Annotated in this window: 1 protein-coding gene; it reads left to right on the forward strand. The window is 52.2% G+C overall.

Annotation, left to right across the window (positions count from 1 at the left end; all coding sequences use genetic code 11):
* Positions 1-1,208, forward strand: a 1,208-nt coding sequence (locus AC0YNZ_RS31380; protein ID WP_475830275.1) for a Calx-beta domain-containing protein, incomplete at both ends; no start/stop codon positions are given.

The following is a 1,208-nucleotide window of genomic DNA, read 5'->3' on the forward strand; positions in this document are numbered from 1 at the left end:
CAGCGACTATGGGAGCGTCTCCGGTACGCTGACTTTCGCTGCTCAGCAATGGAAGCAGTCGATCTCGATTGCGATCAACGACGATAGCGATATTGAAGGTGACGAGGACTTTCACGTTGCATTGAGCAATCCGACCAATGGTTCGGTGCTTGGAAACTATACTGATGTCACCGTTACGATTGCCGATAACGATGATTCGGTACCGGCTCCGCCGGGCGAGTTTTCGTTTGTTGAGACCGGCTATACGGTTGAAGAAGGAGTCGGTATTGTCAAGCTGTCCATCAGCCGGACGAACGGCTCGGCCGGAGATGTGACGGTTGATTACCTTACCGTCGGCGGGACCGCGACGCGAGGAATGGATTTTGACCAAACGGCCGGAGCGCTTGAATTTCATACCGGTGAAACGTGGGCGGATATCGAAATCCCGATCGTAAATGACATGGAGGGTGAAGACGAAACGGAGACGTTCACGGTCGAACTGGTGACTCCGACAGGCGGCGCGTCGATCGGGAATGGCACCGCGAAAATCACGATCAAAGATGACGACGGAATCCTGCCGTATAAACCGGGTGAGTTTACGATCGAACAAAGCGATTACACGATTACGGAGGATGGATATCGGGTAAAGCTGAACGTGCTCCGCGAGAACGGTTCGGATGGTTCTGTGAGAGTTGATTATGCAACGGAAGGCGTTACGGCCGAAGGAGGCAGCGACTATTTGGAAGCTGCCGGCCAGCTGATTTTCAATCCCGGCGATACGCAAGCCGCGATTGAAGTCGAAGTGGTGAATGATAAGCGGTATGAAGGCAACGAATCGTTTAACGTCTCCATTAGCAATCCGACAAGCAGTGCAAAGCTCGGTTCGATTACAACCGCGAATGTGAAGATTATGGACAACGATCCGGCCAGCCATCCGAACCAATCTGGCTTCCAGCTTTCCGATTCCAAAACTTATCAAGCCGGTGGAACCAATTATGAATATTCGTTATATTACGGGTACATCTCGTCCTCAGGACAAGAGTTGAGTGGATCTTGGAGCCCCCCTGAAGGTTTCCATGGAGTCGTTACGGTATCCATGATTTCCCCGTATGGGGAAAATTATGACCTTAGTCTGGAGACCGTGGGCGAGGGTAACCGATTGCCGGAAGATACGACGTTACTCACAGGTGGTACCGAGTACAGTGCTACCGAGGTGCCCGGAGGTTACA

The sequence above is a fragment of the Paenibacillus sp. J2L1-98 genome (genome assembly GCF_056269405.1).